The sequence below is a fragment of the Robertmurraya beringensis genome (genome assembly GCF_042433785.1).
GTDB lineage: Bacteria > Bacillota > Bacilli > Bacillales > Cytobacillaceae > Robertmurraya_A > Robertmurraya_A beringensis.
In genome coordinates this window covers 1-6,528 of the sequence record NZ_JBHLUU010000079.1, presented here as the reverse complement: position 1 = coordinate 6,528, position 6,528 = coordinate 1, and the positions used below count along the sequence as shown (strand labels likewise).

The following is a 6,528-nucleotide window of genomic DNA, read 5'->3' as shown; positions in this document are numbered from 1 at the left end:
TGTAAAGCGTGGGTTCAGTAATGCCCAACTCTTCACTTAATTGGCCAACCGATTCATTAGTGGGGGGCATCATTCTCTTAATAATTGATGCTTTCTCTTCCTTTGTATAACGTTTACCATTATTACTTTTCATGTCGATCAACCTCCGTGTATGATTTAAACTATACACTAAAGTTCCCTACGACATCTATCCTAACAGAGGGGGGTACAGATTCAAAAAATTGTACAGCAGATTTAGAATTAGAACCCGCCTCATTACAAAGAGATTTAACTTCTTCTAGTTCTGATGTTAATGTAAGATACTCCAAAACAACATTTAACATACTATTATTCATTAACTGTTCCCAACAGTGTGCTAACTCACCAGCAGTTAACTTGGCAGCCTTTCTATTATCCATATAATCAATTCCTTTTTAAGATTAATTTTATATTCTTTAACAAGTATCTGGAATTTTTTTATCAAATATGTAATATTGCATGGAAAATTAATAATTTTTGGTTTGTCAAGGGAGAAATCATAACTAAAAGGGCTTCATATATTCAGCATTGGGGGACTTTAGTTGAACAAAAAGGGATGGATGAATACAGTTATGAAGCTCCAATACCATTTCCATTTTTTATAGTGAATCAATTTTGTGTACTTTAGAGCGATTACTTCAAAAAATATTATTAGAGAAGTATGCAACAAATAATATAATGCCTTGATATAAGTATTTTTGTTTTCAGGATAAAGAATGTTGAACAATACATTCCATGCAGGAAAAATAAAATATTCAAAAGTAAAATTGCTTTTTATTGTTTTTTTGAAGAAGGTTCTGATGGGATATTTTATATTACCTTTTTCAACAACAAGTGCCCCCATTAACCAGGTGACTACCTGTGTAAACAGGAAAACTACATGTGCTTCACGTATTTTTTTCTTCGGTACAAATTTGATTAACAACATAAACATTATTATCCAAGAAGATATTTCAATGATTTTTTCTTTCTTAAATGTCATCCCTTTTAGGGAAGTTTTTCCTATAAAAATTATTGCTATTCTAAAACAAAGAAAAATGAGACTTTGATGAACAATTCGAAAATGCTGAGCACTATTAAGCTAAAGAAGCAGTTTAGAACAAGGATGCTTTTCTAATAAGAAATCGAAGGGGATGACTATGGAAAATTGGTTAACTGATATTATTAGTGAGTTTAGGTATGTAAGATGACCGTTATTCAAACTTGATAGATCTACATGAAACTCTTCACAGGCTCGTACATCTGAAAGATATTAATAAAATTAATTCTATTCTTGATGATTTACAACTGAACAGCAAACAAAAGGGAAAAGTAAATGAACTCAGAAGTTTATGTAAAAAACTATACGATTTGATTGAGATTAAACTAATTTCACTTGAGTACATAGAATTGAATGAATTGGATTAGTTGGAACGCCGTATACGGTGAAAGTCGCACGTACGGTGTGAACAGGGGGAAAAGGGAACGATAATCTCAAACCCTTACCTATCTGTTTCTTAAAGACAATAAAACCAAACAGAACTTCCGGTTTTATGAAAGTTCTGTTTATTATATTTATATCAACATTAAACATTAACAGAGCATAGTGTTCTTCAGTCCGTTCTATGAATTTAAATGGGGTAATTTCTAGAACTGCTGCTATTTTAAAAAGAGTATACATTTATATAAATTTGATTGATTTTCAATAAGACAGTTTTCCGTAATCGGGACATTTAATGAAATAACTTTATTATTCATTATGGTTAGTAAGAACAATATGGGAAAACATATGTTAATAAAAGATTTAGAAACGGTTCTTCTAATGAAGAAGGACTCGTTTCGTTTATAACTCTATCAAATCCAGCTAAATAATGGTCACTTAACTATTTAGTTTTATTGCTTCCCCAATTGTCAGTATAAATTAAATTGTCTATTGGTATTCGTTTTCCCCATCCGACTGTCTCTAATACAGGTTGTTCTTGAAACTGATGTGTATACCCAACTGACATCAAACCGATAGGCTCGATATGTGGCGGAATATTAAGTATTTTTCGTATGTCTTGTTTCTTATAAAAGGAAACCCATCCAACTCCAAGCCCTTCAGCCCGAGCAGCTAACCATAAGTTCTGCATAGCACATACTACCGAATAGGCATCTGTTTCTGGTATCGTATTGCGCCCCAGTACATGATCCCCGTTCCTTGTCGGGTCACACGTAAAACAAATCGTAACAGGTGCCTCAAGAATACCTTCAAGTTTTAGCTTAGGATACAACAAAGACCGATCATCTTCAAAATATTTTCCTGCTACTTGTATTTCTTTAGAAACAACGTCATGTAATTGCTGTTTAATTTCGTCTGAGCGAACCGCAATGAAATTCCACGGTTGCATAAAGCCAACTGAGGGTGCATGGTGTGCTGCTTTTAAGATTCTGTACAGTTTTTCCTCCTCAATTGGTTGCTTTATAAATGAACGAATATCCCTTCGGCTATAAATTGCATTATAGACACCTTGTTTTTGTTGCACATCAAACTCATGAAGAGTTGCTATTTGCAATGTAGGTTCTGTAGGTAATATTTCAGATGTCTTCGCTACTTCTGCTGTACCTTTTACCGAACCATCAGTTGAACCAGAAACGCCTGCTTGCTCGAATGTAGACATTTCATTTGCAATTTTAATAGCTGATCTCACAATGGGAAGTGCAATTGCCGTCCCACTTCCTTCTCCAACACGAAGGTTTAGATTAACAAGTGGCTGTAATCCTAAAAGTTTATTTACAAAGATATGACCCGGTTCCACTGATTGATGTGATGCAATAAGATAATGCACACATGCGGGAGTCATACGAACCGCTGTCAACGCAGCCACAGCTGTGATGAAGCCATCTATTAAAACAGGGACTCGTGCTGCTGCAGCACCCAACACAATCCCAGCAAGTCCTGCTATTTCTAATCCCCCGACTTTTGCCAAAACGTCAATCGGATCAGCTGGATTGGGTTGATTTATTTCAATTGATCTTTTAATAACGTTGGCTTTTTTTACTTTTTCATCTGTATTTATTCCTGTTCCAAACCCAACGACTTGATCAACAGATAACTGCCCGAGTACGGCGACCATCGCACTACTTGCTGTGGTATTTCCGATTCCCATTTCTCCAAGTGCTAAAAGTCTCGCACCTTTCTGTATAGCTGACTGTGCTACCTCAATTCCTACTTCTATCGCCGAAACTGCTTCTGTCCTTTCCATAGCTGGTCCTTGCACCATGTTATTTGTTCCAAAGCGTATTTTTCTGTTGATTAAACCTGGAAGTTGCAACTCTCCATTAATCCCTATATCAACAACCTGAACTGAGGCATTTGAAGCTCGGGATAAAACATTGATCGCTGCTCCACCTGTAATAAAATTTCTAACCATTTGCTGAGTAACTTCTGATGGATAAGCTGAAACTCCTTCTACAGTTACACCATGGTCTGACGCCATTAACACTACCATTGCTGGGTCAATATTAGGTTGTGCATTTCCAGTTATACCTGCTATTTTAATCGCTAGTGATTCTAACAAGCCTAAACTTCCGAATGGTTTAGTTAGTGAGTTTAAATGTTGTTCCATTTGTTCCTGAGCTTTTGTGTTCAAACCATCAATTAAACTAATTGTTTCCTTTAATTTTTTCATAATTAACTTACTTCCTCCTTTAATGGTAATTCCCGACCATACAAAAAAAACCCAGCTTAAATAAGCTGAGGTCTTGCCATAACCACATTGTAGAACTTCTCTTAGGCAGGTCTCCTGACTCCGATTCATCACATGCTGCGCCTTCCCAGTTTCCCAGTGGCATTGCAGCAGCTCCTCGACTACAGTGGCGGGCTCCGCGTTGTTTTAAACTTCCCTATTCTCCTATACTTAGGCACCTAATGAAGACATTCTATAAAACTACGTATTAGTAAACCATAGAATAGTTAAAATGACAATCTTTTCATGAATCGTATTTTTATCGCAAAAAAATATAGTTATTTTTCCTAGAACTTGTGGAGAAGATTGGAGGTACACAAAGTGGTTACATGGTAGCACTTTGCCTTTAATAAGATTGTAGCGGAAATTGAATGACAGATAATAAATTTGTTAATGTTCGTAGTGAATTATGAAATTGATTATTCAATTAAAAAACCTTATTTTATTAAAAACGCGGTCCTCACGAAATTGTTAGGTGGTGCATTAGGAGCGAAGTTCACAGGCTTTTCTTCACCCACATCGTTTATTATAGGGGCTGGGATGGTATCAAGAGGAGAAGTTGCTATAATTATTGCAGCAACTGGACTACAAGAAGCTCTGTTACAACCATAATACTTCACTTCAATTATTATTGTAATAATATTTACGACTTTAGTTGCACCTCCAAACCTCCAATGTTAAAGTATTTAATACAAGGGGAATAAAAAAGGAATATATTTGTTCAGGTCACTTAATAGTTGTCACTGGCAACTGAATTAAAAAGGAGGGCATTCCTGTAATAAAGCTAAGTTTGTGAAGATATGCACTTATACTATAGTCCTTTAGTTGAAGAAGGTAATAAAATTGGACCACACATATTTAGATATGTGTGGTCCTTTTAGTGTCAACTATTTCACTTTCCTAACCTAAATATAATCATGTTCTATAAATATATGTACGATCGAGATGTTACTGGACTAGTAGCTGAGTAAACAAATCGGATATTTTTACAGCGTTACACAAAAGTGAATCAAAATCGGCAAAAATAGGTGCTTAAAGAGGAATTTAGGGATATGTCAAAATAGGAGTGGATGTTAACTGAAGGAATTTATTAGAGGTTTTATAACGAAATCACTTAAGGATGCCTTTGTATTAGTGTTTTGGGATAAAGTCAAAGTGTAGAAATTGAAGAGTTTTATGTCAGGATAAGGAGAGAAGGGTGATTCTCTTCTTTTTTTGAATAGAGGTTCTCGTGTATTTTTATATTCTTGGAAAAAATTATATAATAAAGTTAGCGAATATTGTCATGAGGAGGCAAATTATGTCGGTTAATCCTGTTAATAATCATTTAAAATCTTTAGCTAGTAAACTGGTTTTATCAGAGAAAGAAAAGGCAAGTATTTCAACATCAATAATCACCTTATCAAGAAGGTTAAATCTATATTTTGAAGGTGGGGAACTACATACTCATTTTCAAATCGGATCTTATATAAGAGGTGCTTTCGACATAATTCGACCTCCTTTTAGGAAGTATTTCCAAAAAGAGAAAAAATAAAAACAAGTGAGTTTTTAATGAACTTTGAAAAGATCTCTATTTTGATTTGCACTAAAGACATATATACTGTGCAACTAGTTTAATCCAACAAAAAAGCATCCCTCTTAAGGAATTGAACTTAAACTAATTTCTTAAGAGTTGGTACTAACTCATTAAAATAGGGTTTAACTACAAAATCTTTTGCTCCTTGGCCCAGTGCCTCGATGTTTATTCTTTGTTGTCCCATAGCAGAACAAATGACTACCTTAGCATTTGAGTCCATATTTTTAATATTCTCTAATGCGTTCATGCCATTTTTACAGGGCATATTTAGGTCCATTATCACTAGATCAGGGTAAACATCTCTATAGAGAGACACAGCTTCGCAACCATCTGAAGCTTCAGCAATTACTTTAAAATCACTATCTTTAAGATGTTTTTTGAGGAGGTCTCTCATAAATCGAGAATCGTCTGCAATAAGTACAGTTTTGTTCATAATTTTTACTCCTTTCATTTGTTAGGCAAATTAGAAAGGGAAAATATGAAATAACGAGACTCAATAAATCCCAGCAACCCGGCTACCGTGGCAAAATGCTGTAGGCCCGTGGCTTTGCGTCTTTTACTTTCGTAAAATTTGCCTATTTAGGTCTTTAATTATATCAGAATTTGTCGAAAAATAGTAGAAATATGCATTTTGACCTAAAGTTTTGGTGTTGAATTGTTTTTTACCCCAAAAAACCTGCATAAATGTAAAGTATGAGAACATTACGTATTCAGTATATGAAGTGAAAAATAAAGAAAAAGCACCCATATTTTATGAGTACTTTCTTATTCTCTATTCTGAGTTGAGAATTTAGGTTTTTGTAATTCATGAAATAACCAGGTTATAACTTTTGCTATCAAAAGTACAAATACGTATCCAATAAATAAGTGAAAATAATTAATTTCACCGTACATTCTAAAAAGACCAGTACTTACTAAAATTGGCTTTAAAATAAATGCAAATATGGCAGCAGTTATTATAGCGTATAGGTAATAACTTTTATGATTGTTTAATGTCCATTGGTAAATGAGCATGAAAGCTACAGGAACCATGGAGGTGTCCAATGAGATGCTTGGTAGTGCCGGGATAACCTAATATATTTAGTTTATTAGTAATTAAATCTCATAAGCCCCAAAATGAACTTGGACAATAAGAGTAATATTTATTATACTGCTTAATGTACCAAGGAGGCTGACATCATGAAACGAATAAAACATTCTAAAGAATTTAAATTACAAGTCATCAAG

The 6,528-nt window shown here is 34.3% G+C and carries 6 protein-coding genes and 2 riboswitches; of the genes, 2 read left to right on the top strand and 4 right to left on the bottom strand.

Translation table 11 applies throughout. The features are described from left to right. Positions 1-161: 161 nt before the first annotated feature. From ACFFHF_RS12225 to cobT, 3 genes are all read right to left on the bottom strand, one after another. Positions 162-398, bottom strand: a complete 237-nt coding sequence (locus ACFFHF_RS12225; RefSeq protein ID WP_377058252.1) for a DUF3231 family protein — start codon at positions 396-398, stop codon at positions 162-164. 158 nt (positions 399-556) lie between these two features. Then, positions 557-946, bottom strand: coding sequence for a CBO0543 family protein (locus ACFFHF_RS12220; RefSeq protein WP_377058254.1), 390 nt, complete (start codon positions 944-946; stop codon positions 557-559). 934 nt (positions 947-1,880) lie between these two features. After that, entirely contained in the window at positions 1,881-3,668 is a 1,788-nt protein-coding gene (cobT, locus tag ACFFHF_RS12215; protein ID WP_377058251.1) for a nicotinate-nucleotide--dimethylbenzimidazole phosphoribosyltransferase, read from the bottom strand. Positions 3,669-3,755: 87 nt separating this feature from the next. Beyond that, positions 3,756-3,923: riboswitch (cobalamin riboswitch) on the bottom strand. A gap of 195 nt (positions 3,924-4,118) precedes the next feature. On the opposite strand from cobT, the gene ACFFHF_RS12210 reads away from it, so the two are divergent. Together ACFFHF_RS12210 and ACFFHF_RS12205 are read left to right on the top strand one after the other, a co-directional pair. After that, positions 4,119-4,337, top strand: a complete 219-nt coding sequence (locus ACFFHF_RS12210) for a cation:proton antiporter domain-containing protein (protein WP_377058253.1) — start codon at positions 4,119-4,121, stop codon at positions 4,335-4,337. A gap of 688 nt (positions 4,338-5,025) precedes the next feature. Then, positions 5,026-5,259 (top strand): SMODS domain-containing nucleotidyltransferase, encoded by a 234-nt coding sequence (locus ACFFHF_RS12205; protein WP_160549848.1) that lies wholly within the window; start codon positions 5,026-5,028, stop codon positions 5,257-5,259. 118 nt (positions 5,260-5,377) lie between these two features. On the opposite strand, the gene ACFFHF_RS12200 is transcribed toward ACFFHF_RS12205, so the two are convergent. Further along, positions 5,378-5,734 (bottom strand): response regulator, encoded by a 357-nt coding sequence (locus ACFFHF_RS12200; protein ID WP_377058250.1) that lies wholly within the window; start codon positions 5,732-5,734, stop codon positions 5,378-5,380. 69 nt (positions 5,735-5,803) lie between these two features. Then, positions 5,804-5,887: riboswitch (cyclic di-GMP riboswitch) on the bottom strand. Positions 5,888-6,528: the final 641 nt, after the last annotated feature.

Excerpts from the sequence above, each read along its gene's own strand:
- ACFFHF_RS12225 (WP_377058252.1), bottom strand. The coding sequence starts at position 398 with ATGGATAATAGAAAGGCTGCCAAGTTAACTGCTGGTGAGTTAGCACAC.
- ACFFHF_RS12220 (WP_377058254.1), bottom strand. The coding sequence starts at position 946 with ATGTTGTTAATCAAATTTGTACCGAAGAAAAAAATACGTGAAGCACAT.
- cobT (WP_377058251.1), bottom strand. The coding sequence starts at position 3,668 with ATGAAAAAATTAAAGGAAACAATTAGTTTAATTGATGGTTTGAACACA.
- ACFFHF_RS12210 (WP_377058253.1), top strand. The coding sequence starts at position 4,119 with ATGTTCGTAGTGAATTATGAAATTGATTATTCAATTAAAAAACCTTAT.
- ACFFHF_RS12205 (WP_160549848.1), top strand. The coding sequence starts at position 5,026 with ATGTCGGTTAATCCTGTTAATAATCATTTAAAATCTTTAGCTAGTAAA.
- ACFFHF_RS12200 (WP_377058250.1), bottom strand. The coding sequence starts at position 5,734 with ATGAACAAAACTGTACTTATTGCAGACGATTCTCGATTTATGAGAGAC.